The sequence below is a fragment of the Rickettsia endosymbiont of Orchestes rusci genome (assembly GCF_964030945.1).
In the GTDB taxonomy this organism is placed as follows: domain Bacteria; phylum Pseudomonadota; class Alphaproteobacteria; order Rickettsiales; family Rickettsiaceae; genus Rickettsia.
Genome location: NZ_CAXIQG010000004.1, coordinates 742034 through 766300, shown reverse-complemented (window position 1 = coordinate 766300; position 24267 = coordinate 742034). Strand labels below are relative to the sequence as shown.

Below are 24267 nucleotides of genomic sequence, written 5' to 3'. Positions count from 1 at the left end.
ATTGTCGTTAGAGGGCTTAAACCTTTCTTTAAGAATGGGGACGTTGTTGCATGGCTCGGAAAATAGTTCCAATGTCATACCGTGGCTACGACCACGGAATCCAGCTTATAATATCATAAAAAGATTCTAAAATAAGTCTAATATGGCTTTATTTTCCTGGATGCCGTGATCAAGTCACGGCATGACACAGCCTTTTTTCAACGTTCGTACAGTAGTGGGTCAAGCCACGGTATGACACCGAAACACTTTGCAAAAATTCGAGCCATGCAACAACGCTCATCAAAACATGCTGTGATATCAAAACCTAAATAACAAAACGGCACTTTTATTTTTTCAAGCGGTAAAATAGTAACTAAACTGTTTAAATCGAATGTTATCTATATTTTATTTTAAAAATCTTTCTTCTAATTCTTTATCCAAAAGCCAAATATGTTCTTTTTCAAGAATCTCATAACGTAATTGTTCTTTTTCTTTATCAAGAATAGGCAAAGGAACTATTTTAGCAGCTCCATAATGAATACCTTGAAAATCAATATTTAGCTCTTGGCAAATTTTTTCAACTGATTTGAGTTCTTTTGAACTATCATCAATAAAAATAATTTTTTTAAAATGTAAATTAGATTTGGCAAGAGCAGCTTTAAGCACTAAACCTTTATCTGCAGAAGCTGTTAAAATAACCCCTGACTTTAACAAAGGAATACCCTCTTTATTTTCAAATTCCGGGAAAATCATATCTTCTTTAAAAGGTGAAGTATTAATAAAAGAAACTCCTACTTGCTTTAAATCGTCAAATCTTAAATCTTCCATTTTAGTTATATCGCCATATTTACCGGTCCACCACTTCGTTAAAGCAATTGCTGAAATATTTCGCTGTTCTAAGTTTTTAACCAAGCCTTTCATATTTGAATTAACAGGCTTAACAGTACGAATTTTAAAAATGGGACTGAATAAGTATTTAAGTTCATCTTCGGAATATTTCTCTTTTAGTTTTTTAGTGATTTCTCTTCTAATTGAAGCCGTAAAAGCAAATTCATCGGTCGGCATACTCAATACGCCATCTACATCAAAAATAACTAAAGTATCTTTGTCCGCTTTATTTACATATTCTTCTATTACTTTAAAGTCGTTAGTAGGGATGATTTCAGCAAAGCAGTTATAAGATAAACAAATTAAGCTTAAGAGTAGAATTTTTAAAAGTTTTATCATTATTCTATTTTATATTTAGGAAGTGGAAAATTATTTGTAATATAATCTTAAATCTACATATATTGTAAATTATTGCTTAAATAGCATAAAATTATCTAATAATCAATTGCAAATAGTTTTTTATTACTATATTTTTATATCAAAAATATAGTAATAATTATGAAAAAATACTATTTATTTTTCAGCCTATTATTAATTATTTGCCAAGTTAGTACAGTTTGGGCATTAGAGGCCAAAAATTATTTTAATGAAGGTGTTAAATTATATGAGTCAGGTCAGTATGAACAAGCACTTGAAGCCTTTAATAAAGCTATTGAACTAAATCCTAGTAATTCAGATTTATATGCAAATAAAGGAAGCGTATTATATAAGTTAGGTGAAAATGAACAAGCACTTGAAGCTTTTAATAAATCTACTGAACTAAATCCTAATGATTCAGAAATATATAATAAAAAAGGAAGTATATTATATAAGTTAGGTAAGGGTGAATTAGCACTTGAAGCCTTTGATAAGGCTATCCAACTAAATACCAGTAATTTTGTTATTTATATTAACCAGGGAACAGTATTGGAAAAATTAGATAAAAATGAACAAGCACTCGAAGCTTTTAATAAAGCTACTGAACTAAATCCTAATGAATATAGAATATATTATAATAAAGGTACGGTATTGTACAAGTTAGGTAAGTACAAACAAGCACTTGAAGCCTTTGATAAGGCTATCCAACTAAATCCTAATGATTTTAAGATTTATACTAATAAAGGTGTAATATTAGAAGAATTAGGTAATTATAAACAAGCTCTTGAATTGTATGATAAAGCAATAGAGATAAATCCTAATGATTCTTATGCTTATAATAATAAAAGTAAATTGTTACAAAAACTTGGAGAATATACGCAAGCTCTTAAATTGGTTGAAAAAGCAGTTATATTAAACTCTACTGAACCTGATATATATTTTAATCAAGGCAATATTTTAGTTGATTTAAAAGAATATAAGCTAGCTCTTAAATCATATGACGAAGCGATTAAATTAAGTCCTAATGATTTTGCTTTTTATTACAATCGATCTAATGTTTTGTTTGCCTTAAAAGAATATGTATCAGCTCTTAAATCAATTAATAAAACACTTGAATTAAATTCTAGTTACTCTGATGCATATTTTAGTCAAGGGGTGATATTAGAAAAATTAGGTAAAAATGAGTTAGCACTTGAAGCATATAATAAAGCGATAAAATTAAATCCTAACGATTCAATGGCAGAAAACAGTAAACAAGCATTATTAAAGCGTATGAAATAAAATTTATAATTTTTCTCACAAACTTTCTACATCCGAAACTCTAAGTAACGATAGATTTTGCTTTATCTTATTTACACTCCAATTCCACCATTTAATTTGCAATAATTTTGCTATATCATCATCGGAAAAACGCTTTTTAATTAATTTGGCAGGATTGCCGCCCCAAATTTCATAAGCCCCTATGTTTTTAGTAACTAAACTTCTTGCTCCGACTATCGCACCATCGGCAATTTGAATCCCTGGCATAATTAAGCTTTCAGCTCCAATCCAAACATCATTACCAAGAACAGTATCACCTTTAAGTCTATAAGCTTTCGGCGGTACAGATTCGTAATTATCAAAATCTTCATCAAAACAATCAAGAGGGTAAGATGCTATCCAATTATAATTATGTCCTTGCGTCCCGCCCATCATAAATTTAACACCGGTAGCAATCGAGCAGAATTTACCGATAATGAGTTTATCAATTTCATCAGGCTTATAACGATTATCCTCTGCATCTAGGTACATAACGCATTCATCAAATGTTGCACCGTGATAATAACCTGAATAATAAGAATAATCCCCTGCTATAATATGCTTCGATTTAACATGATCTTTAATAAAAACTGAATCACGATAACTATTAAATATTTTCATAAAATCATTTAAAATTTTAACCACAATATATATTATAGATAACTATTAAACAAATATATTTTATGAATCCCCAAAGCACGCTTACAAAAACGAAAGGCCTCCCTTTTCTATGGTCTGTTATAAAGCCGTATAAATATTGGTATCTTATTATGATGATGGCCCCGCTTGCAAATGGTGTTCATCCTATTTTATATAATTATGCCGTAAAGCTTTTACTTGATCTGTTTACCCAAAATGAACAAATTACATTTGCTCAAAGTTATAAACCGGTAATATGGTTTATAGCAGCACAAGCTATACTTGACGGGGCTTGGCGTACTCATAACTTTGCACAGCTTAAAGCAATGCCTTATATCTTTCAAGATATGATGAATAAAATATGTAAGCACTGTTTTAATTTGCCTTATACTTATTTTCAAAATAATCTTTCCGGCTCTATAGTCGGAAGAATGCGGGGCATAGGCGATAATTATTATAAAATGCATCAAGCTATTGAGTGGAAATTAAGCAAACCTCTATTTATTACGCTATTTTCAGGAATTACTCTTGCCTATACTAATATTAAAATATTTACTGTTATTATTGCCTTTACTGCTCTTTATCTACCGCTTGCATTATGGTTTTTTACTAGACTAGCTAAAATGGAACAGGCTAAGCAAGATTCTTGGTATAATTTATTCGGGATAGTCGCTGATTGTATTACAAACATCTTTACTATTTTTTCATTTGCAGCAAAAAAGCGAGAATTAAATAAAGTACAAGATTACTACCATAACGTACATAACCCTTTAACAATTAAATATTTTAAATATGATTTCATTATCTCTATAATACTCTCTTTAGTATATTGGGTATATTTGATAGGAGTTTTTGTATATGTAATTTACTTGCGTAATTTAGACGAAATTAGCATTGGTGACATCGCTTTTATTATGTCTCTTACTTTTTTATTTGCTGAAAATTCGTGGCATACTACTATGGAAGTTAAAGACTTTTTGGAAGACGTGGCGGCTTTTCGCTCGAGCTTTACAATCATGCAAACCCCGCAAGATAATATCGATAAAGAAAATGCAGCTGAATTAAAAATTTCTAAAGGTGAGATTATATTTAAAGATATATCTTTTGCTTATAAAGAGGGTAGCAGCGTATTTGAGTGTCTTAATTTGCATATTAAAGCCGGTGAAAAGGTTGGTATTGTCGGGCATTCAGGTAGCGGTAAATCTACTTTGATTGCATTGTTATTGAAAAATTTTAAAGCCGGAACGGGAGATATTATAATCGATAACCAAAGTATTTACGATACTTCCTCTGATAGTCTGCGAGCTCAAATATCATTAATTCCTCAAGATATTATGCTTTTCCATCGCTGCATTGGTGAGAATATCGGTTATGCAAAAGAAAATGCTTTGCCCCATGAAATAGAGCATGCTGCAAAAGCTGCAAATATTCATGAATTTATTGAAGGATTGCCGGAAAAATATAACACAATTGTTGGCGAAAGGGGCGTAAAGCTCAGTGGCGGACAAAGGCAACGCATAGCAATTGCTCGTGCTATTCTTAAAAACGCTCCAATTTTGGTTTTAGATGAAGCAACTTCAAGCCTTGATAGCCATACCGAGCAAGAAATACAAAAATCTATTAATGCAATGCTTGATATTGAAAATGTAACGATAATTGCTATAGCTCATAGATTATCTACCATCAAACATATGGATAGAATTATTGTTATGGATAAAGGCGATATTGTTGAAAGCGGTACTTTTGCAGAACTTATTAATAAGGAAAAAGGTAAATTTAAGGAGCTTTGGGAGCATCAAGTTAATGGGTTTGTTTAATTTTAAATAAAATATAAATTTATGAGTATTTTAAAAGAATTAATTAATTTAGAACAAGACGCACGGGGCTATGGCTTTGATTGGTCTAACCATGAGATGATCTTAGAGCAGGTAATAGATGAATGCAGAGAAATAAAGGAAGCAATCGAGAATGGTGAAGCTAAAGAAAGAGTGCAGGAAGAAATAGGCGATTTGCTACATACCGCAATTTCTTTATGTATTTTTTCAGAATTTGATGTAGAAGAGACGTTAAGAAGAACAAATAAAAAATTTGCTAATCGTATGAATGCTCTAAAAATACTTACTAAAAAACATAACCTCCCGAATTTGCAAGGTCAACCTATAGAATTTATGCTAAAATTATGGAGAGAAGCAAAAGAGATAACTAAAGAAAGATAATAAAATTTTGTTATTTATAGTTTGTGTATTATAATTAAAGAAAACTTATAGTAATATAAATAGTTTGTTATATTTATTTCTAAATAATTAAACAAAAGAAAATATGTATTTTAATATAGCAATCTTAATAATTTTAGCAATAAATCTATCAGTTAGATTTTATTTTAAACATAGGGTAAAGTCTGATGTTATAAAAATCTTTTTTGGAGTTAGTTGTATCATCGTTGCCTTTCATATCAATGCTTTATTAGGTGAAATTTCTTACCATATGGGATGGCTTGCTACAGTTGAACACAAACCTACTACTATATATTTGGGACGTGGTGAATGGGAAAGTAGTGGGTTTCTTACCGATATTGGAATTTGGGGCATTATAATAGGTGCAACAATAGCCTATTGGTTTTTCTTTTTTCTAATAGATAAATTTAAAGATAAACAACGTACAAATCTAGGCGTTTTATGGGTAATAATCGGTGCTACATTTATATTATGGTTAGGAGAGTTTTTATGGTATTATATTTTTTACCCTTCTTTTGAAAATAGCTTTTTTGTTTTAACTATAATAGCTTTAGTTTTAAAATTATTTCAATTTATCGCAGCAAAATTTTTCTATATCGCTTATCGTTTTCACTTATCAAATATAAAAAATCTTAAAAGATGGGTTATCAATGCAGCAGTTAACCCTAAAAAAATAGGAGATGTCAGTTATTACGAGCAAATTATTATTGAAGCAAAGACAGGCAACGAAGCAAAAAATTTTTTCAAAAAATATATTCAGGATAAACAAATAGACAAATATAATATGAATGTATTAGATGTTAAATTGTACAATAATATGGATTTTAATTTTCATTTAGAAGCTTTAATTAGCTATATACCTTTTGATTTCTTACCAAAAGGTGATTGTGCTATACTTGGCAGTATATATAAAGGACTAAAACTTCAAGAAATTTTACCGTAAATTCTTTATAGTTTTACGAAAGAAATTTACTTATTATACTCAGCCGGCATAACACGCCCAAAATATTCGTCCCCTATTTCTAAAAACAAATCAAAAAAAGTAGAACTAACTGTACTTTGTAGACGGCGATACTCTATTTTAGAATTTTTTATTGTCCACTTCTCCTCAAGTGCTTTACTTACTTTTTTATGTATATTATTTATAATTATATTAACGATGTTATCGGCATCATATTCGTCGTTTTTCAATGAGATATAATATTGTACATCACGTACTGTTTGCCATGATAAATTAAACACTTGTCCTACTGAAAAAAATAGTAATAAAATGTCGAAAGCTTCTAAAGCTTCTTTCTCTCCATATTGATCTATAGAAAATTCATGTTTTTTCAATAAATATTTAAAATTTTCCATACATTCATATTTAGCAATTTGATGCCATATATCACTGACTTCTTTTTCCCATGATGAAGACCATTCGCCTTTAACTATATTTCGAACGGAATTTAAATATTCTTCTTTTTCTCCAATATCCATATTAGGCAAAAGATCCCATAAAACTTTGTTTGGATAATAGTCTGTTAATTCTTTTTCTTGATTGAATTTAAAGGCATCAAGACTACTTGTTAAAGTATTAATTAATACAAAACCTCTACGACCTAGATGTCCTACAATATGATCATTTAACTCTTCGTCCGGTGCTAAACTCGGTACAGAATATCCTTTTAAATATGGCTTTACAAATTCAAGGTCTTCAGAAGCAGAGTGTTCTACTACACTTAATAAATATAAAGCATCTTTTAGAGTTAATTCTTCAATTGGCGGAGCTTTAATATTTTTATACAAAAATGTATCTATTAAAATACGTCTTTTATCTTCTTCTTCAGCTTGTCTTTTTTGTTTTATAATTTCTTTACAATTAGAACATGAACAATCAGAGTTATCGTTATGATTACATATAGGACAAAATGGATAAAAAACTAGCTTATTATAATAACTAGAATGACTTCTACTTTCTCGCTTGCTAATTAAATTTATATCTTGGCAATATTTACAGAATAATTCATTATGAGTTACAGGCGGAAATAGACCAACTAAAACACCGGGAGCTACGTTAATTTCAAATTCTTTTAATAAATCTGCTATTTTCTCATTGTTATAGTAGCGGTTTATTAGCTCTTTAATCTGTTGTTCGGTTAAATGGGATAAATTCTTATGAGCCATATTCAAATTTTTTGCATTGAAATTTAATTAGTTATAGGGTATATAACTACAATTTTACGGTGTAGAGCATATTTTAGCACCATAATAGAGAAAGGGATAAGGATATGCAACTATTTTTTATTATAAGAGATGGTTATTTATAATAAAAATATATAAATTATATGATTAAGAATATTACCAAATTATCAATTTTTTTCGGAATATCTTTATTTATTCTATGGGGAGTAAATTTTGCTTTGCTTTGGCATAGTCCCGAAGTAAATAATGAAGCAGCTGATGATATAGGAAATTGTTTATATAAAAATGCTCATAAAAGCCTACAGGTTAATTCTATGGGAGTAGCATTTAATATTTCTTATACCACGAATGCCGATAAAACCTGCGTTAATCCTTCTTTCCCTATTATTCATATTAAGACCAACCAAGAACATAATGCTTGGCTTCACGTAGTTCGCACAGATTATCCGGATGAAAATTTACAAGAGTTTATAGACGGCGATATAAAGTTTGATTATCCGTTTTACAATTAAAAGGGGTTTTAAGCTTTCTTATTTTTCTATAAAGCGGCGTTGTTGCATGGCTCAAATTTTCGATGTCATTCCCGCGCAGGCGGGAATCTAGAAAAAATACTTTTAAGTCATCCTGAATTTATTTCAGGATATTCTTTATAGATGCTGAAACAAGTTCAGAATGACAAAAGGAAAGACTGGATTCCCGCCTGCGCGGGAATGACATATTGCTGCTTTTATCGAGTCATGCAACAATGCTCTATAAAACCGCAAATGATTTTCCCTCTAGCCTTAGCTTAGAAGATTGGCAAACTGATTGGGAAGTGTTTAAGCAAGAATTAAAGGAATATGAAAGTATAAATTAGACGGCTCAAAACTTGATTATACTCTGCGTTCTCTAGTCCGATATGTTCGTGAATTTGTCAAAAAATGACGACTGGCGCACCCTGAAGGATTTGAACCTCCGACCTACGGATTAGAAATCCGTTGCTCTATCCAGCTGAGCTAAGGGTGCCGGAATATTGCTAACCTTATATCAGTTCAGCTTTTATTTTTCAAGCTTTCTTTAATACAAAACTTACATTCTCAAAAATAACTTGTTTTTTAACGGATAGGATATTAAAAATAAAAATTTCAAATATTTATTAAGATGCCGGAAATTTTTACCTATGATCCTTCATTAAAATCAGCATTTTTAAATCTTAAAGTTAAGGCTAGCGCCAAAGCTAATTCGGTTAATAATTTTATAGCTGTAAATGATAAGCTATATTTAAAATTATCAATTAAAGCGATTCCGGAAAAAGGTAAAGCCAACGCGGAAATTATTAGTTTTTTATCTAAAGAATGGCGTATTGAAAGGAATAATTTGGAAATTATAAAAGGTCAAACAAGCAATTTAAAGACTATATGGATAAAAAATATAGAGCAAGACTATTTAAATTCTTTTTTAAAGCACTATATAGAATAACAAAGATTATATAGGTCATACAGTTTTATAGAAGAGAAGGGGGGAAAGGCAACAACGCCTCGCAATGATGATTTTCGGTCTTATCAATTTCTTCTTTTATAAAACTGTATAATATTAATGTAAAGATTTTCAAGATTAGGGTTTTAATATGACACAAGAAAAAAAGAAATTTGATACCGAAGTCGGTAAAATTTTAAATTTAATGATTCATTCTCTTTATAGTAATAAAGAAATTTTTATAAGGGAATTAATTTCTAACTCTTCGGATGCTTGCGATAAGCTAAGATATCTATCGCAAAGCAACGCTACTTTGTTAGGTGAGGATAATATTTTAAAAATCACCGTTAAAGTCGATAAGGATAGCGGGCAGATTATTATTCGTGATAACGGCATCGGTATGAATAAAGAGGACTTAATCGAGAATCTTGGAACTATCGCAAGATCCGGTACGGCAAATTTTCTCCAAAATCTTTCCGGTGATGCTAAGAAAGATAATATGTTAATAGGGCAGTTCGGCGTAGGGTTTTATTCAGGCTTCATGGTAGCGGATAAAATTACCGTTACTTCCGGGAAAGCCGGTGAAGATAACGTTTATAGCTGGGAATCCGACGGACTAGGAGAATATACGGTATCGGATTCCGGCAGAGAATTTACTAGAGGTACGGAGGTAGTTCTGCATGTTAAAAAAGAGGAAGTAGATAGTTATCTTGATCATTTTAGATTAAAACATATAGTTAAAAGCTATTCCGACCATATAGCAGTACCGATATATTTTATCGATGAAGCAGGTAATAACGAAATACAATTAAATTCTGCATCGGCTTTATGGACTAGGGCAAAATCAGAAATCACCGAAGAACAATATAAAGAATTTTATAAAACTTTATCTTATTCCCTCGATGATCCTTGGCTTACTATGCATAACAAAAATGAAGGAGCGATAGAATTTACTAATTTGCTTTTTATTCCGTCAACCAAAACCTATGATTTATTTCATCCCGATCGTAAAAGACGTGTTAAGCTATATATAAAAAGAGTATTTATTTCCGATGAAAATATTGATTTAATCCCGTCATATTTAAGGTTTTTACGCGGCGTGGTAGATTCGGAGGATTTGCCTTTAAATATTAGTCGTGAGTCACTACAACATAATAGTACGCTTGAGAAAATTAAAAATGCTATTACTAAGCGTGTGCTTGGGGAGCTAAAGAAAAAGAAAGAAGATTCTCCCGAAGATTATAACAGTTTTTGGGCTAATTTCGGCGGAGCGTTAAAAGAAGGGCTTTGTGAGGCAACAAGCGATCACGAAAAATTATTAGAAGTTTGTATATTTAGAAGCGCGCTGCATAATAAAATGATTAGTTTAGACGAATATATCGCCAATTTTAAAGAGGGACAGAATACAATATATTATCTTAGCGGTGATAATCCTGAAAAGTTACTTTCAAGTCCACAAATTGAAGGATTGTTAAGTAAAAATATCGATGTATTACTCTTTACCGATACCGTTGATGATTTTTGGGTTAATGTTAATAATAACTATAAAGATTATGCTATTAAATCGGCTACTAGAAGTGATATAGATATTGAAAAAGCAATAGGAACTTCTGAAGAAGAAAAAGATACTAAAAAATCAGATGATGAATATCAAGAATTAACTAATTATTTTAAAGAAATATTAGGAGATTTAGTAAAAGAAGTAAGAATTTCAAGAAAGCTTACCTCAAGCTCTGCATGCCTTGCCGTTAGTGAGGCGGCTATGGATATTCGGATGGAGAGATTTTTAATTGAACAAAAGCAAATCCTTAATTCTTCAGCGAAGAATCTAGAATTAAATCCTAAAAACAAAATAATAGAAAAAATCTTTAATGATTTAAAAGTGAATAATAAAAATAACGAAGAGCTAGTTAAGTTAATATTCGATCAGGCTTGTATTTTAGAGGGGGAGCCGGTAGCGGATAGCGGTGCTTTTTCAAAAAGACTTAACGATATGCTGCAAAAGGCTATATTGTAAATAGGTAATACCCGCGCCTCCTTGCAACGCATTGTTACGTGGATGGTAAAAAGTGTCTAAAACTGTCACCCCGTGGTCAAGCCGGATTTATTGCATAGCTACCAGAATCGTCATTGCGAGGAGGCACAAAGTGCCGACGCGGCAATCAAGTATAAACATATTTTTATGCTAAACTTGCCACCTATATAAGCTTTTTGGCATTCTAATTAAATCTCTCATTACATTCGGGATAGCCTGGATTGCCACGTCGGCACTTTGTGCCTCCTCGCAATGACGGGGTAAGATCGAGCCATGCAACAACGCCCGAAGGCGGGAATCCAGACTTTTTCTTGTCATGCTGAACAAGTTTTGCGCATCTTTTTTAGTATATCCTGAAATAAATTCAGGATGACTTTTATACTTTTTTCTAGATTCCCGCTTTTAGCTAGAATGACATACTTTAAAGTTCATCTTGAATGTGACAAACCATATAATTTAATGTAGCTCTTAATGCTTTTTCATAAGCTAGTAGGTCGTTTTCCGTGCAATTATTTTGTTTTATAGCTTCGTATACTTTTCTTAATAAAATACTACCGTTACCAATCCTTTGAAATTTTTCTTCATTCTCAAATTTATATTGCCAATGCGCCGATTTGCCTGTTTCCGCTTGTTCATGCATTTCTACTGTACGTATTTGTATTTCTATTTTTCGTTTATAAGGGTTAATCTCAATTACGATATGTAAAGATTGATAGCCGTTTTCTTTAGGGCTATCGATGAAATTTTTGCTTTTTTGTAAATCCACATTATAAAGCTTATAAATAATATCGCGCGCTTTATAACATTCCTTTTTATCTGCTACTATGACTCGGAATGCAATAATATCAGTTAATTGTTCTAAAGTAGTTTCTTTTCTTATTATTTTCCTTAAGATAGATTCAGGTTCTTTAATTCTACCGGATATTTCTGCTTTTATGCCGTGTTTAAGTAAATCCTCATGAAGAAGGCAAGTAATAATATCAACCAAACATACCTCCTTTATATTAATTATTTTAGTTGTTAAGCAATTATTATTTTGTAATACTCATTGAAAGCAAGCAATTATAATAAATCTAATTTTTTAAAATTATATAACTAAAAATTTATAAACAGAAAAATAATATTATCAAAAGCTACTATTTTCAAGGGTTTATTAAAAAGCGGGTTTAACAACTAAAATTTAATTGTTTAGAAAAAGCGATAACTTTTCAACAAAAATAGTAATACTAAGCTTTTTAGTTAATATTATTATAAATAAATTTTGACTAAAATACCATATAAAAATAATATTTAATTTAAATCTGTTATTACTAATAAAATTATTAGTAGAATTATTTTTTTGTATAATTATAATAACTACCCAGGTAAAGCTTAATTAAAAAAAGATGTAATAATGAGTAATTTAGATATTGTTATTTTTCTCGGCTTTCTAGCCGTTAATTTAGGTATCGGCATATATTACGGCCGCAATATTAAAACTATAAAAGAATATGCGGTAGGGGATAGGAATTTTTCTACTCCGACTATTGTTGCGACTATTATTGCAACTTTTATCGGCGGCGGTTTTTTCTCTTTAACTTTATCTAAAACTTATAGCGACGGTTTAGCTTATATATTTTTAAATGTCGGAGAGATATCGGCTTTTTTTATAACGGCATATTTTTTAGCCCCAAGAATGGCGGAATTTTTGGGTACCTTATCTATTGCCGAAGCTATGGGTAATCTTTTCGGTAAAAATGTCAGGATTATCACGGGGATTTGCAGTATTGCTATAACGGCCGGTGCCGTTGCTATGCAATTTAAGGTAGCTTCAACAATTTTAAGTTATTTTTTCGGAATAAATAGTATCTATGCCACTATCATTAGCGGTATGGTAGTAATTATCTATTCAGCCGGCGGCGGCATAAAAGCGGTTACTTTTACCGATATTATCCAATTTCTTACTTTCGGTGCTTTTATACCGATTCTAGCATTGGTAATTTGGGGAACTCTGCATAATCCGGAAATTGTATTTGATACGATTACTTATAATTCAGCCTTTGATTTTAAAGAAGTATTTAGCTATAGCAATCCGCATTTTTGGAGTTTAATAACGCTTTTTATTTTGTTTGCACAACCGATATGTTTTGATCCGGCAATGTTCCAACGAGTTTCCATGGCTAAAAATACCAAACAAATAAGAAAGTCTTTTTTTATTTCCGGTATAATTCTAATAGTTATTTATCTATTTATGGATTGGATAGCAATTTTATTATTATCCGTTAAAAATGATATAGCAGCAGATAGTTTATTAAGCTATATTATCGATAATTATACTTATCCGGGTTTTAAGGGATTTGCTTTAATAGGGATAGTTGCCATGTTAATGTCAACGGCGGATTCTTATATAAATTCTGCATCAGTAATATTTGCCCATGATTTTTGTACTCCACTTGGAATAAAATGGGTTAAAAAGAATGAACTATTTTCTTCTCAATTATCTGCGGTAGCGGTCGGGATATTTGCGATTATAGCGGCGTTATATTCTAATAATTTATTTGATTTACTTATAATAGTTAAAGAACTTTATATACCTATTGTTGCAATGCCGATAATTTTTGCGGTATTAGGATTTCGTAGCTCTTCTAAATCGGTTTTAATAGGTATGGCAGCCGGCTTTATCTCAACGATTCTATGGAGATATATTTCTCCGAATACGGATATTGTAGGGGTAGTACCCGCTACTTTTATGAATATGATTTTCTTATTCGCTAGCCATTATGTGCTAAAGCAACCGGGCGGATGGGTGGGAGTAAAAATTCCTCTGCCTTTACTAGTATTTAGAATGGAGCGGAAACGTAAAATACAAAATTTTATTACGAATATTAAGGAATTTAATATATTAAGATTTTGTACTAATAATTTACCGCGAGAAGAAATCACTTACACTTATCTGGGAATTTTTATAATAGCCTCTACTTATTCTTCCCTTTATACCATACCTGAAAATTTAAGAATTCATTATAAAGAGATTTATAATTTTATTTATCATTCCGTACTAATAATGTCGACAATTTTATTATCATATCCAATATGGCCGAATAGCTTTAAAAATGAAAAATTCATAACGATATATTGGAATGTAGCGATATTTGTTGCATGGCTTGAAAATTAATAAAAAACTCGTCATTGCGAAGCCACGAAGTGGCTGTGGCAATCCAGGCTATCCCGAATGTAATGAGGGATTTAATTAGAATACTAAACAAGTTTAGTATAAAAATATGTTTATACTTGATTGCCGTGTCGGGACTACGTCCCTCCTCGCAATGACGGGGTAAGATAGCTTTGTTGCATGGCTCGAATTTTCGATGTCATTCTAGCTAAAGGCCATAACTGTCCGAAGTTGAAAAATAAATAGAGAAACTGTTTGAGTTTTTCACTCTATTATATATCAAAATAGTAGTATTTTTAGCATTAACGGCAAAAAAAGTACTATTTAATAATCTTAATTTTTTAACTTCGGACAGTTATGGCTAAAGGCGGGAATGACATAGAACGTGCTTTAATTATTCACGCAACAATGCTGGTCAAGCAACTAGATGACACCGGATTGCTTTGCAAAAATTCTAGCCATGCAAGGCTATTATCATAGCTAGAGGAGGAATAACAAAAGTATCTAAAGAAGCACATATCAATAGGCAGCATATATATAAAATGCTCTCTAGTAAAGGTAATCCTAGTTTTGACAATATTGGCTCTTTGTTAACTATTCTAGGGTTACAGTTAAAAGTTGAGGCGCATGCTCTTTAGTTATTAGTTGTGTAATAAACTTAAACCTTGGAACTTGTTTTCCGTCTGCTAAAACTATTTCATTAAACATGCTAAGCGGGCGAACCCATAGAGCAAAATCATCATATAAAGCTTGATAGACAACTAGTTCTTCCTCTGTTTCAGTATGTTTAGCAATGCCGATTACTTTATACTGGTTACCCTTGTAATGTTTATAGATACCAGGTTTAATCATATCTTTATTTCAATGTTTTTCAAATCAGACGAGTATATAATATGTACACTTTACTATATTGCAAGTATGAAATATACTAGTAGTTGTATGCAATTCTAACTAATTTATTATTCACGAGTACCAGCTTGAAAAATTTTTTTACCATATTTTTTAGTATAATAGCACTGTTGTTGTGCCGTACAACTTTTGCAGAGTCACAAGTAGAATTACCGCAAAAATTAACAGATTTTATTGAAAAGCTTGAACTATAATGGTACCCAAAAACTAGACAAGAAAATAGAGAAAAGTAGGTATAATATCTCCTAGGAAAAGGAGCAAAAAATGAAAAAACAAGTTAAAAAATATAGCGCAGAAGAAAAAGCAAAAATAGCAATTGAAGCAATATCTGGAGAAATGACTATAGCTCAAATTACCAGCAAATATGGTGTTCACGCTAATCAGATTTATAAATGGAAGAAAGAAGCTTTAGATTTTATGGTTTCTGGATTTAAATCGAAATCTAAACAACAAGATACCGGCCAAGAAGATTTAATTAAATCATTATTTGAGCAAATAGGCCAGTTAACAGTTGAAAGAGACTGGCTCAAAAAAAAATCTAGTATCTTTGGATTTAGAGGTTAGGAAAAAAATGATAAGTTATGCTTCAAAATTAACCATAGCAAGACAATGCGAACTTTTAGATTTAAACCGCTCAAGTTACTATTACCGAGCTAGGAATACCTTAGATGATAAGGAGTATAGAGTACTGAACAGAATTGATGAGATTTTTACAGAGCATCCCTATTATGGTACTAGAAGAATGTCTCATGTCCTAAAATCGGAAGGGTTAAATGTTAGTCGTAAGATGATAAGAAAATATTATAAAATACTTGGTATTGAAGCAGTATACCCAAAAATTAATTTAAGCCGTAGGAATCAGGCTCATAAAGTATACCCATATCTATTAAATAATATAGAGGTGGTTTGCTCCAATCAAGTTTACTGTGCAGATATTACTTACATAAGATTAAAGCAAGGTTTTGTATATTTGGTTGCTATAATGGATTGGTATAGTCGTTATATTTTGAGTTGGCGGGTGTCGATTAGTTTAGAAAATGATTTTTGTATTGAAGCTCTAAATGAAGCAATATCTATACATGGCAAGCCTGACATTTTTAATACGGATCAGGGAGTACAGTTTACATCAAAAGATTTTACTCAAATACTTGAGCAACAAGGCATAGCTATTAGTATGGACGGCAAAGGCAGAGCCTTAGATAATGTATTTATTGAACGTTTTTGGAGATCTTTGAAACAAGAGAAGATTTATCGTTTTGATCTTGAAACGGTACGTGAAGCAAAGATAGCTATCAGAGATTATATAGAATTTTATAATAAGCAAAGACCTCATCAATCGCTTGAATATAAGACACCTAAAATGATACATTTTGCAGAAAAACTAGAAAATTACCAAGAGGCTATATGACATAGAAAATGCAAACTTTACTTTGAAAAACCAATACATTAATAAAGGAGAATTACACCTCTAAAATTTAAAAAATTTGTCTAGACAAAGGGTACCACCTCAATATCCCGCAACCTCCGCCTGCTCGACGCACCGCTTTCCACGCTTCGTCGACTTCCTCTTGAGTTATGTTGTACCTCTTTGACATAATATTAATTAATCCTTCTTTAATTAGCTTAGTTGTTAATTTTATTATGTCGCTCCACATGCAGCCCTTCGCTCCACTTCCATTACAGAAGCTTCTTCACTACTACAACTGCATCTGCCTCAATAGCTGGAAAGTGCTATTGATTCCCAAGTTCCGTATCTGACCCTAATTTATGTTCGTACTGCCTCCTGTGCCGCTCGCCGATAGCTCAACTATTGTATGACAGTTAGCTAACTTATCCCTTCAGCCCCCAAAAGCCAAAGGTTTTGACAGAGAACTTAACCGTCTTTCGACACTTAATTACAGCAATTCACTTTCGTTTACCTACATAAATCTCACATGACCCTTGCGGGCCTTTTCCTTAACGCTCACTACCATATTCCTTAGAATACAGCAGCTTAAGGTTGTTTGGAATCTGCTCATACCAGCTCGATTCCGGTGGACCTTCCACCATGTCAAATACAGCATTGCATCCTCTTCTTCTGATTCTGCATTCTTGGCACACTCGGGGAGATGGTAGGCATGTCCAGGGATTAAAGCCCAGCTTTAAACCTAAAACCTATTGTGACTGTCTTTGTGCGGTTTTCTACTTCCCCGACCACCATAGGTTAAAATCTGTGGTGGTTAAAACTTAACTCAATAAGTTTAATCAAAACGGGGTAAACCAATATGATCACTATCAAAAAAATAATAATCTTTCTTAAGCCTCTTTCAAATTCTGCAAGCCGCAAACACCGCCAAAACCTCATTACTGACTACTGCCACCGACATAATTTTACATTGTTAAAAATCATAGAACATAAAGGATCGTTTGATTATCCTATTTTACATAAATTAATTGATGAGATGATGTGCGAGCCTGTCGGATCGGTTACTGCCCTAGTTGAAGATAAATTATTAAATATCCCTCACAGTATAATACTTTTTGCAGTACTCGGTACTTTATCACTGACCAAATTAATAAAGGTCGATATGTACCGAAAATCCAGCCAAGAATTAAAACTTTATAACTCGGATTTTCCTCAAAATGACTTTTTAAATGTCGCTGCTTTTGCCCTTAAATATACCTTGGAATGTTATAAAGGCAAAAATACAAAACAGGAGGTAAAATAATATGAGTAATAAAGCAATAAAAGCAATAATATTGTCAAGGGTATCGTCTAGAGATCAAGAAGACGGTTATTCGTTAGAAGTACAAGAAGATAGATTAGAAAAATATTGTGAACGAAAAAATTTACAAGTTGTAGAGCGTTTTAAAATAGTTGAGTCATCAAGCAGAGGTGATCGTAAACAATTCATGGAAGTAATAAAATGTATAAAAAAACAACGTGAGCCGATAGCGCTTATTATAGACAAGGTAGATCGTTTACAACGTAGGCAAACCGAAACACCAATACTAGATGAGCTTATAAAACAAGGTAGATTAGAACTACATTTTAATAGTGAGGGGTACGTTATTGATCAAAATGCAAGTTCTCATCAATTTTTTATGTGGGGAATAGGAGTTGTTTTTGCTAAATCTCAAACCGATTTATTAAGTGAAACTGTTAAAAAGAGTTTAAAACATAAAGTGGAAGTATATGGGGAATGGTTTGCATATGCTCCTTTTGGTTACTTAAACGCAAGGGATGAAAGAGGTAGAGGGGTAGTAGTACCTGATCCTATTAATGCACCTATAATTAAAAAATTATTTGAAGAATATGCAACAGGTAACTATACTCTAGGGCAATTAGTAATCAAAGCGAAAGCATGGGGTTTACGTACTAAAACAGGGCAACCTATAGCAAAGTCAGTGATTCATAGGCTAATACAGAATCCTTTTTACTATGGTGAAATGCGCTTTAAAGGGGAAATATTACCACATTGTCACGAGACTATTATTACAAAAGAAACATTTAAAGCATGTGAGGCTGTTAGGATGGGCTGGAATAAAAAACCTTTTCAATATAGAAGTAAAGAATTTTTGTTTAGGGGTATATTAAAATGTGCCATTACCGGTAAAGTAGTTACAAGCTACACCGCAGTAAAGAAATATAAAAGTGGCAAAGTATCGGAATGGAATTATTTACGTACTTGGAAGCCCGAAGAGCCAACGAAAGCAATGGAAGTTAGAGAGGACGAAGTAATAGAGCAAGTTGAGGATATACTTAAGAGCTTAAAGATTAAAGACCCTGAAATACTTAAACAAACTATGGACTATTTAAAAGATATTAACCGAGGCAGAGCTGATGAAATGAGCGGTGAAGTAAAGGCATTAAGAGAAGAACATACCAAGATTCAAAATAAGCTTGATTCGTTAGTAGATTTAGTAGCAGATGGTGTTTTAACTAGAGAGGAGTTTTTACGTAAGAAATCGCAATTAAAAGAGCGTCAATGTGAATTAAGCGAGTTAATTAAGAGTTATGACGGTATAGACGATAAGCTTTCCAAAAAGCTTTTAGATTTTATAAATGTAACGACAAATGCATACGAAATTTTTAAAGGTTCGACGATTTCCGAAAAACGTGAATTTTTAAATTTCATATTCTCGAACCTAGAGCTGAAGGGCTGCAAGGTGCATTACTCTCTGCGTTTCCCGTTCGATAAACTCCAAGAAGTAGCCAACTGTCCCACGTGGCGGAGAGGAGGGGATTTGAACCCCTGACACGTTGCCGTGAACACGCTTTCCAGGCGAGCGCCTTAAACCACTCGGCCACCTCTCCAAAAGAAAAAATCGTTATTACGAGGAAGATTGTTGAGTGGCTCGAATTTTCGATGTCATTCCTGCGAAGGTGGGAATCCAGGCTTTACTTTGTCATGCTGAACTTGTTTCAGCATCTCTTGAAAAAGATACTGAAATAAATTCAGGATGACTATAATTTTCTGGATTCCCGCTTTTAGCTAGAATGACATCAAAAATTCGAGCCATGCAACAACGCCGGTTCGCAATGACGTTTAGTATATCCACGCGGGCATTGCCTTGCGAGGAGCCGTGAAGCATTGCTGCAATCCGGATTAATATTTATGCTAAACTTGCCATCTTATAAACTTTTTGGCATTCTAATTAAATCCATCATTACATTTTGGATAGCCTAGATTGCCGCGTCGGGACTTCGTCCCTCCTCGCAATGACGGACCCCATGGACCTTTTCGCTTAAGTTGACACCCATACGCTTCCGCAGGAATGACATCTTTTTTGAGGCAATTTTCAATCCACGCAATAATTGTCTATGGGCGTTGTTGCATGGCTCATAATTTACCGCATTATAGTTATTACAAGTATGGTGTCATACCGAGGCCCCTCCCACGGTATCCAGAAAAAGCCTTAATAAAAAGACTGGATGCCGTGAGAGGGGCCTCGGCATGACACCGAACGCTTTTGCAAAAATTCGATCCCAGCAACAACGCCATGCTTCCGCGGGAATGACATCAGGAATATTTTATCGTTTTACGCAAACAATATCGGCTCGCAATAACGAGGTTTTTTACTTTTTATGTAAAAATATATTATTTGCTTCTTCTAATTCTTCTTGAGTATTCACTCCTATAATTAAATTATAATCTTCCGACAATAAGTAAGATACTTTTTCGTCGTGATTTTTGCATATTTTAACTATTTCCGTAAGGTAAAATTCTTTTTTCTCTTCGCGTGTTTTTAGTACGCATTCCGGTAAGTATTTTTTTAATATACCGGGCGCAAAAGCCATCACGCCTGAATTACAATGTTTAATCTTTTTTTCTTCCTCAGTTGCTTCTTTAAATTCGACTATTTTTAAAAAATTTCCCTGCTCGTCGGTAATTATCCGCCCACACTGTGCCGGGTTGTCTCTCTCAAAACTTAAGGTTGTGACGGCTGAATTAGTTAACTCCAAGTGATTAATTAGCTCTTTAATAACTTTAGGTGTAATTAACGGATGATCACCGTATAATATAGCTATTATTTTATTATCGTCAATTAAATTTAAAGCGGAATATACCGCGTGAGCCGTACCGAGTGGCTCTTCTTGCAGAGCAAATCGGCATATATCCTGATAAGGTGCTAAATATTTTTTTAATTGTTCCGAGTAAACAAGAATAATGTCATTAGTTACTTGCGTGGAATTGCGCAATACCATTTCAATCATTGGCGTATCGCCGATAGGGTGCATCGCTTTAGGCAAATCCGATTTCATTCGGCTGCCGTTACCGGCAGCTAAAATAATTATTTGATAATCCATTAGTATCCTTGAAGAATTTCATAAATATTATCCGATAATTCGTAATTACCGAAAACTCTTTGAACATCATCGCTTTCTTCTAAAATCTCAATAAACTTTAATAGTTTTTCGGCTCTTTCGGTGTCGTCAATAATTACGGTATTTAACGGCATCCATCCGATATACGATTCCTCAGGTATTCCGTATTTATTAGTTAAATATTCAAGGATATGAGAAAAATTTTCAATATCGGTATAAATAGAGTGAAATTCCTCATCGGAATTTACATCAGTTGCGCCGGCCTCGATAGCTATCTCTAAAATATTTTCAATAGATGCAATATTTAGCGGATATTGTATAACGCCTAAATGATTAAATAAATAACTCACGCTACCGGTTTCTCCGAGATTACCGCCGAATTTAGTGAAGGCTGAACGCACTTCGGCAGCCGTGCGGTTTTTATTATCGGTTAAGGCTTCGACTATTATCGCAATACCGCCGGGGGCAAAACCCTCATAACGTATTTCGGTATAATTTTCGGTATTAGCTGAATCGGCTGCACTATTAATAGCTTTGTCTATTCTTTCCTTAGGTAAATTTTGACTGCGTGCCGAAGTTAAAGCGCTTCTAAGACGCGGGTTGTTGTTCGGGTCGGCGGAACCTGCTTTAACGGCGGTGACTATCTCACGAATTAATTTAGTAAAAACCTTAGCTCTCTTTTTATCTTGAGCGCCTTTACGATGTTGAATATTTTTAAACTTTGAGTGACCGGCCATTTCGCTTAGATATTAGATTGATTAACCTTGTTTCGCTTTAAATCTTTTATTTTTCTTATTTATTACAAAAACTTTTCCTCTTCTTTTAACGATTTGGCAATCTTTATCCCTTTTCTTCAAAGATTTCAATGAGCTTACGACTTTCATAATTATTAACCTATGCGCATATATTATTATATTTACCGGAGATAATAAACATTTTTAACAAATCAGTCAATAATCAATTTACTTTTAAGAAAAGCTTTTAATACTAATTTTTTTTGACAATGTATCAAACTAGTTTACTATAGTCTTCATTCTACAGCTAAATTCAGAAAGATTTAGACAAGATGAATTTAAAGGTGAGCCTGCGCAGCGTATAAAATAATACGTGAGCACAGGCGAATCCAGAAAAATTCGCTTGTATCAAGCGATCGAGATGACGCTGTGCAATGTAATAATATTATTTAAGAATATAATGCCGGTACGCTTATTTATATCATTATTCTTATCTTTTCGTTTGTTATCTGCAGTTTATGCTCTTGCCGATGTAGAAATTGCCGAATCTAACAAATGTTCAAAACTTTTTCCTTATTTTGAAAGGAAATTCAATATTCCTGCCAATACTTTACATTCAATAGCCTTAAAAGAATCAGGGAAGAAGCATAAAGAACATAAAATTAGCGTAGTGTGGCCGTGGACTGTCAATGCCGGGGGCAAAGGATATTATTTTAATAGTAAAAAAGAAGCGGTAATATTTGTAAAAAAACAAATTATTAAAGGCAAAGAAAATATTGACGTGGGTTGTATGCAAATCAACCTTAAACACCATTTAGAGGCGTTTGATTCGCTTGATCAAGCATTTGATCCGGCTAAAAACGTTAAATACGGTGCCGAGTCTTGCGCTCAAAATATGACCGGTTAGGAAGCTGGCATAAGGCTATCGCGCATTATCATTCAGCTACTCATTCTTTGGGTAATAAATATAAGCAGGATGTAGTAAAAATTGCTAGTAACATGGCATTATATAAAGCTTCATTAAGTAATTACATCAATGATGGGGTAGTAGAAGATATAACCGCTATAAAAGAGAGCGAAAATTTTAGTAAATTTACTAATAACAGTAAGGCACAAAAAAAATCACTTTTTAGTGGTAATAAGAAATATAGGAGTAGTATTATGATACCCATACCGGTAAAAATAAATTCTAATTCTTGAGGATATTATGACTATTAGAATAATAATATATTTTTTATTATTATATACGGTTAGTGCTAACGCTAATGTTAATGAGAATAACCGGCAGGTAGCACAAAACTTAGATGAGCAAAGGATAATAATATTACCGTGGAGTGATTACGCCGATATATTTAACTCTCATTTTGAAAAGAAATTATCTTTTTCAGAAAAACAAATAAAAAAAGAAAAGAAAATTCATAAACAATACGAACAATATTATCTAAAGCATAATAATCCGGCTAGTTTCTCTACCCATTGTTTTGCCGAAGAGCCTGCTACTAAAACAGATTTAGTAATTTCGAGTTTTTTAAAGTTTTGTGAAGAGAATTATAATTATAAAGATAGCAATATTCATAATTATAAAGTTACTTCGCCGAATATTCATTTTAAAAGGCAGGAAGAATTTTTAAATAAGATGAAAGGGTTTGATAACAAAATGCATCGCCGACATTCCAGAAAAAAATATGATAGTGATATTTCTCTACCGTTATTTAAAAGTGATTAACAATAAGGCTACTAATATATTTGATCGAAATAAATTAAAAATTAACCGTAATAACGCTAAAGACGCTATTGATAAAAGTCTATTCATTAAGCATTCGGCGGAAGATATAATTGAGCGGCTAAAAATAATTGAGAAAGATTTTTGTCATATTTTAGATATCGGTTGTCGCACGGGTTATTTAACTAATTTGTTAAAAATAAATTATCCGAATGCTAAAATTACCGCTACCGATATGTCGGCTTCGTTATTAGATTCCTGTGTTCATGATCATAAATTATTAATCGATGAAGAAAAATTAGAATTTAGTGAATCTTCTTTTGATTTAATAACTTATTCTTTGGGGTTGAACTGGATAAACGACATACAAAAATTTTTATTTAATATTAGAAAATTCCTAAAACCCGACGGTAATTTTGTCGGAGGCGGAAGTTTTAAAAATTTACGTAATCGGCTAATTGAAGTGGAGATAAGTACTGCTTATAATCATTCTCCTCATATTTCGCCTTTCATCCATTTTGATCATATGCCTTTGTTATTGGCGGGAGCAGGTTTTCTAGAGGTAATTATTGATTATGAAAATATCGGCTTAGAGTTTGAAAGTCCGCTAGATTTAATGAGAGAAATAAAAAATATCGGCGAATCAAATGCCCTAACTCAACGCTCTGATTACGGTATTACCAAACAAATGCTTTTTTTACTAGCTAGTAAGGATATAAATATTTTTGAAGATCAAATTATTTTAGTTAGTTTTATTGCTTCGCCTATGAAGAATAGTATAAGGTTAAAATGAATCTGTCATGCCGTGGCTTGACCACGGCATCCAGTCAGGCTTTTTAATTTTTTCTGGATACCGTGGTCAAGCCCACTA

At 32.5% G+C, this 24267-nt stretch carries 31 protein-coding genes, 2 tRNA genes and 2 pseudogenes; 23 read left to right on the top strand and 12 right to left on the bottom strand.

Going from position 1 to position 24267, the window contains the following annotated elements; all coding sequences use genetic code 11:
- Position 1: 1 nt before the first annotated feature.
- Both AAHM91_RS07965 and AAHM91_RS07960 read left to right on the top strand, forming a co-directional pair.
- Positions 2 to 130, top strand: a complete 129-nt coding sequence (locus AAHM91_RS07965; RefSeq protein ID WP_342270439.1) for a hypothetical protein — start codon at positions 2 to 4, stop codon at positions 128 to 130.
- Between the two features lie 35 nt (positions 131 to 165).
- Positions 166 to 312, top strand: coding sequence for a hypothetical protein (locus AAHM91_RS07960; protein WP_342270438.1), 147 nt, complete (start codon positions 166 to 168; stop codon positions 310 to 312).
- Positions 313 to 384: 72 nt separating this feature from the next.
- On the opposite strand, the gene AAHM91_RS07955 is transcribed toward AAHM91_RS07960, so the two are convergent.
- Complete coding sequence (locus tag AAHM91_RS07955) at positions 385 to 1206, bottom strand: DUF2608 domain-containing protein (RefSeq protein WP_342270437.1); 822 nt, start codon at positions 1204 to 1206, stop codon at positions 385 to 387.
- A gap of 159 nt (positions 1207 to 1365) precedes the next feature.
- On the opposite strand from AAHM91_RS07955, the gene AAHM91_RS07950 reads away from it, so the two are divergent.
- Positions 1366 to 2505 carry a tetratricopeptide repeat protein gene (locus AAHM91_RS07950; protein WP_342270436.1) on the top strand — a complete coding sequence of 380 codons (1140 nt, stop codon included), beginning with the start codon at positions 1366 to 1368 and terminating at the stop codon, positions 2503 to 2505.
- Between the two features lie 15 nt (positions 2506 to 2520).
- On the opposite strand, the gene AAHM91_RS07945 is transcribed toward AAHM91_RS07950, so the two are convergent.
- A complete protein-coding gene (locus AAHM91_RS07945; RefSeq protein WP_342270755.1) occupies positions 2521 to 3144 on the bottom strand; it encodes a CatB-related O-acetyltransferase in 624 nt (207 codons plus the stop codon).
- Between the two features lie 149 nt (positions 3145 to 3293).
- Between AAHM91_RS07945 and AAHM91_RS07940 the strand changes: the two genes are divergently transcribed.
- From AAHM91_RS07940 to AAHM91_RS07930, 3 genes are all read left to right on the top strand, one after another.
- Entirely contained in the window at positions 3294 to 4979 is a 1686-nt protein-coding gene (locus AAHM91_RS07940; RefSeq protein WP_342270435.1) for an ABC transporter ATP-binding protein, read from the top strand.
- Positions 4980 to 5000: 21 nt separating this feature from the next.
- Positions 5001 to 5378, top strand: a complete 378-nt coding sequence (locus AAHM91_RS07935) for a MazG nucleotide pyrophosphohydrolase domain-containing protein (RefSeq protein ID WP_253308622.1) — start codon at positions 5001 to 5003, stop codon at positions 5376 to 5378.
- Positions 5379 to 5481: 103 nt separating this feature from the next.
- Complete coding sequence (locus tag AAHM91_RS07930; protein ID WP_342270434.1) at positions 5482 to 6339, top strand: hypothetical protein; 858 nt, start codon at positions 5482 to 5484, stop codon at positions 6337 to 6339.
- Positions 6340 to 6365: 26 nt separating this feature from the next.
- On the opposite strand, the gene AAHM91_RS07925 is transcribed toward AAHM91_RS07930, so the two are convergent.
- A complete protein-coding gene (locus tag AAHM91_RS07925; RefSeq protein WP_342270433.1) occupies positions 6366 to 7562 on the bottom strand; it encodes a hypothetical protein in 1197 nt (398 codons plus the stop codon).
- Between the two features lie 161 nt (positions 7563 to 7723).
- Between AAHM91_RS07925 and AAHM91_RS07920 the strand changes: the two genes are divergently transcribed.
- The gene (locus tag AAHM91_RS07920) at positions 7724 to 8092 is read left to right on the top strand and encodes a hypothetical protein (RefSeq protein WP_342270432.1); all 369 of its coding nucleotides are present in this window, start codon (positions 7724 to 7726) and stop codon (positions 8090 to 8092) included.
- A 416-nt stretch (positions 8093 to 8508) separates the two neighbouring features.
- Here the strand turns inward: AAHM91_RS07920 and AAHM91_RS07915 are convergent.
- Positions 8509 to 8585, bottom strand: a tRNA-Arg gene (locus tag AAHM91_RS07915).
- Between the two features lie 135 nt (positions 8586 to 8720).
- Here AAHM91_RS07915 and AAHM91_RS07910 point away from each other — a divergent pair.
- Together AAHM91_RS07910 and htpG are read left to right on the top strand one after the other, a co-directional pair.
- Positions 8721 to 9038: an A1G_07140 family DUF167 domain protein gene (locus AAHM91_RS07910; RefSeq protein ID WP_341792915.1), complete on the top strand. Its 318-nt coding sequence runs from the start codon at positions 8721 to 8723 to the stop codon at positions 9036 to 9038.
- 148 nt (positions 9039 to 9186) lie between these two features.
- Complete coding sequence (gene htpG, locus AAHM91_RS07905) at positions 9187 to 11052, top strand: molecular chaperone HtpG (RefSeq protein ID WP_342270431.1); 1866 nt, start codon at positions 9187 to 9189, stop codon at positions 11050 to 11052.
- 168 nt (positions 11053 to 11220) lie between these two features.
- Here the strand turns inward: htpG and AAHM91_RS07900 are convergent, their stop codons facing one another.
- Both AAHM91_RS07900 and AAHM91_RS07895 read right to left on the bottom strand, forming a co-directional pair.
- Positions 11221 to 11388: a hypothetical protein gene (locus AAHM91_RS07900; protein WP_341792914.1), complete on the bottom strand. Its 168-nt coding sequence runs from the start codon at positions 11386 to 11388 to the stop codon at positions 11221 to 11223.
- Positions 11389 to 11491: 103 nt separating this feature from the next.
- Entirely contained in the window at positions 11492 to 12058 is a 567-nt protein-coding gene (locus AAHM91_RS07895) for a nucleotidyltransferase family protein (RefSeq protein WP_253308615.1), read from the bottom strand.
- A gap of 405 nt (positions 12059 to 12463) precedes the next feature.
- On the opposite strand from AAHM91_RS07895, the gene AAHM91_RS07890 reads away from it, so the two are divergent.
- The 4 genes from AAHM91_RS07890 to AAHM91_RS07875 all read left to right on the top strand — a co-directional run bounded on the left by AAHM91_RS07890 (position 12464) and on the right by AAHM91_RS07875 (position 14859).
- A complete protein-coding gene (locus tag AAHM91_RS07890; RefSeq protein WP_342270430.1) occupies positions 12464 to 14224 on the top strand; it encodes a sodium:solute symporter family protein in 1761 nt (586 codons plus the stop codon).
- Between the two features lie 14 nt (positions 14225 to 14238).
- Complete coding sequence (locus tag AAHM91_RS07885; RefSeq protein WP_342270429.1) at positions 14239 to 14379, top strand: hypothetical protein; 141 nt, start codon at positions 14239 to 14241, stop codon at positions 14377 to 14379.
- 199 nt (positions 14380 to 14578) lie between these two features.
- On the top strand, positions 14579 to 14701 hold the full coding sequence (locus AAHM91_RS07880; protein ID WP_342270428.1) for a hypothetical protein: 123 nt from the start codon (positions 14579 to 14581) through the stop codon (positions 14699 to 14701).
- 62 nt (positions 14702 to 14763) lie between these two features.
- Positions 14764 to 14859 carry a hypothetical protein gene (locus tag AAHM91_RS07875; protein ID WP_342270427.1) on the top strand — a complete coding sequence of 32 codons (96 nt, stop codon included), beginning with the start codon at positions 14764 to 14766 and terminating at the stop codon, positions 14857 to 14859.
- On the opposite strand, the gene AAHM91_RS07870 is transcribed toward AAHM91_RS07875, so the two are convergent.
- The gene (locus AAHM91_RS07870; protein ID WP_342270426.1) at positions 14816 to 15073 is read right to left on the bottom strand and encodes a DUF1653 domain-containing protein; all 258 of its coding nucleotides are present in this window, start codon (positions 15071 to 15073) and stop codon (positions 14816 to 14818) included. The two genes, AAHM91_RS07875 and AAHM91_RS07870, sit on opposite strands and share 44 nt — an antisense overlap.
- A 321-nt stretch (positions 15074 to 15394) precedes the next feature.
- Here AAHM91_RS07870 and AAHM91_RS07865 point away from each other — a divergent pair, with 321 nt between their 5' ends.
- Both AAHM91_RS07865 and AAHM91_RS07860 read left to right on the top strand, forming a co-directional pair.
- Complete coding sequence (locus AAHM91_RS07865; protein WP_045812944.1) at positions 15395 to 15694, top strand: transposase; 300 nt, start codon at positions 15395 to 15397, stop codon at positions 15692 to 15694.
- Positions 15695 to 15701: 7 nt separating this feature from the next.
- Complete coding sequence (locus AAHM91_RS07860) at positions 15702 to 16538, top strand: IS3 family transposase (RefSeq protein ID WP_342269489.1); 837 nt, start codon at positions 15702 to 15704, stop codon at positions 16536 to 16538.
- Between the two features lie 67 nt (positions 16539 to 16605).
- On the opposite strand, the gene AAHM91_RS07855 is transcribed toward AAHM91_RS07860, so the two are convergent.
- Positions 16606 to 16785, bottom strand: coding sequence for a hypothetical protein (locus AAHM91_RS07855; RefSeq protein ID WP_342270425.1), 180 nt, complete (start codon positions 16783 to 16785; stop codon positions 16606 to 16608).
- Positions 16786 to 17505: 720 nt separating this feature from the next.
- Here AAHM91_RS07855 and AAHM91_RS07850 point away from each other — a divergent pair.
- Positions 17506 to 17838, top strand: a complete 333-nt coding sequence (locus tag AAHM91_RS07850) for a hypothetical protein (protein WP_342270424.1) — start codon at positions 17506 to 17508, stop codon at positions 17836 to 17838.
- A 1-nt stretch (position 17839) separates the two neighbouring features.
- Positions 17840 to 19369, top strand: a complete 1530-nt coding sequence (locus AAHM91_RS07845; protein WP_342270423.1) for a recombinase family protein — start codon at positions 17840 to 17842, stop codon at positions 19367 to 19369.
- Here the strand turns inward: AAHM91_RS07845 and AAHM91_RS07840 are convergent.
- A tRNA-Ser gene (locus AAHM91_RS07840) sits at positions 19340 to 19427 on the bottom strand. The two genes, AAHM91_RS07845 and AAHM91_RS07840, sit on opposite strands and share 30 nt — an antisense overlap.
- Positions 19428 to 19888: 461 nt before the next feature.
- On the opposite strand from AAHM91_RS07840, the gene AAHM91_RS07835 reads away from it, so the two are divergent.
- Both AAHM91_RS07835 and AAHM91_RS07830 read left to right on the top strand, forming a co-directional pair.
- Positions 19889 to 20071 (top strand): hypothetical protein, encoded by a 183-nt coding sequence (locus AAHM91_RS07835; protein WP_342270422.1) that lies wholly within the window; start codon positions 19889 to 19891, stop codon positions 20069 to 20071.
- Entirely contained in the window at positions 20068 to 20238 is a 171-nt protein-coding gene (locus tag AAHM91_RS07830) for a hypothetical protein (RefSeq protein WP_342270421.1), read from the top strand. Before AAHM91_RS07835 ends, AAHM91_RS07830 begins: the two co-directional genes overlap by 4 nt.
- On the opposite strand, the gene AAHM91_RS07825 is transcribed toward AAHM91_RS07830, so the two are convergent.
- From AAHM91_RS07825 to ykgO, 3 genes are read right to left on the bottom strand one after another with little or no spacing between them, the layout of a single operon-like run.
- Positions 20190 to 20921, bottom strand: a complete 732-nt coding sequence (locus tag AAHM91_RS07825; protein ID WP_341792890.1) for a sugar phosphate nucleotidyltransferase — start codon at positions 20919 to 20921, stop codon at positions 20190 to 20192. The genes AAHM91_RS07830 and AAHM91_RS07825 overlap by 49 nt on opposite strands.
- Positions 20921 to 21676, bottom strand: a complete 756-nt coding sequence (locus tag AAHM91_RS07820) for a YebC/PmpR family DNA-binding transcriptional regulator (RefSeq protein ID WP_253308649.1) — start codon at positions 21674 to 21676, stop codon at positions 20921 to 20923. Before AAHM91_RS07820 ends, AAHM91_RS07825 begins: the two co-directional genes overlap by 1 nt.
- Positions 21677 to 21697: 21 nt before the next feature.
- The gene (gene ykgO / locus AAHM91_RS07815) at positions 21698 to 21823 is read right to left on the bottom strand and encodes a type B 50S ribosomal protein L36 (RefSeq protein WP_253308650.1); all 126 of its coding nucleotides are present in this window, start codon (positions 21821 to 21823) and stop codon (positions 21698 to 21700) included.
- 139 nt (positions 21824 to 21962) lie between these two features.
- Between ykgO and AAHM91_RS07810 the strand changes: the two are divergent.
- The 4 genes and pseudogenes from AAHM91_RS07810 to AAHM91_RS07795 all read left to right on the top strand — a co-directional run.
- Positions 21963 to 22114, top strand: a pseudogene (locus AAHM91_RS07810) (palindromic element RPE3 domain-containing protein); the annotation flags it as partial.
- Positions 22115 to 22133: 19 nt separating this feature from the next.
- A pseudogene (locus AAHM91_RS07805) lies at positions 22134 to 22873 on the top strand (lytic transglycosylase domain-containing protein).
- A gap of 7 nt (positions 22874 to 22880) precedes the next feature.
- Positions 22881 to 23399 carry a DUF2532 domain-containing protein gene (locus AAHM91_RS07800; protein WP_341792888.1) on the top strand — a complete coding sequence of 173 codons (519 nt, stop codon included), beginning with the start codon at positions 22881 to 22883 and terminating at the stop codon, positions 23397 to 23399.
- Between the two features lie 106 nt (positions 23400 to 23505).
- Positions 23506 to 24189: a methyltransferase domain-containing protein gene (locus AAHM91_RS07795; RefSeq protein WP_410526173.1), complete on the top strand. Its 684-nt coding sequence runs from the start codon at positions 23506 to 23508 to the stop codon at positions 24187 to 24189.
- Positions 24190 to 24267 lie beyond the last annotated feature (78 nt).